This is a genomic window from Massilimicrobiota sp. An80, from assembly GCF_002159255.1.
In the GTDB taxonomy this organism is placed as follows: domain Bacteria; phylum Bacillota_I; class Bacilli_A; order Erysipelotrichales; family Coprobacillaceae; genus Allocoprobacillus; species Allocoprobacillus merdigallinarum.
Genome location: NZ_NFHI01000121.1, coordinates 1 through 626, shown reverse-complemented (window position 1 = coordinate 626; position 626 = coordinate 1). Strand labels below are relative to the sequence as shown.

The 626-nt window shown below is 32.1% G+C and carries 1 protein-coding gene; it reads left to right on the top strand.

The features are described 5' to 3' along the window. Positions 1–73: 73 nt before the first annotated feature. Positions 74–626: hypothetical protein (locus B5G32_RS13585; protein WP_204209778.1), on the top strand; the 553-nt coding region annotated here is incomplete at its 3' end.

Here is a 626-nt window from a genome sequence, read left to right as displayed (position 1 = left end):
AAGAACAGGTTCCCTATCTTAAAGCCATGTATGCTAAAAAGAAACCTAGACTTGTGTATGATGATGAAGAATAATGTCTATCTATTCTACATTTGAATATTTTGATGCTCTTTTGTCTCGTCCTGATATTTTTGAGATTGCTAGAAAAGATCCTAGATATTTTACAAGAGATTCAAAATTAGGACTTACAGGACTGCTCAAGTTTCTCATATCTAGACAAGGTTACACAGTTGCCAATGAAATCAATCATTACTATTCATCTTTTGAATTGGAAAAGTCAGTTTCCAAGCAGGCTATATTTCAGGCACAGGAAAAGCTGGATTATAAGGTATTTCCATATATGAATTCAAAGCTATGTAAGCACTATTATCAGAATAATGATTATGAAACATTGAAAGGATATACAGTTGTAGCTATAGACGGATCAGTTGGAGAAGTACCTTACACTGAGGAAAATGCTAGAGTTTTCGGAGTTGATGATCCCCGTAGAAACAATTTATTTAAAGTTTCTCCAAGAATATCTGGATTTTTAGATGTATGCAATGGTATATATATTGATGTATTGATTAAATCTTATAAGGATTCTGAAATACCCATGGCATATGAACAAATGAATAATATTCATG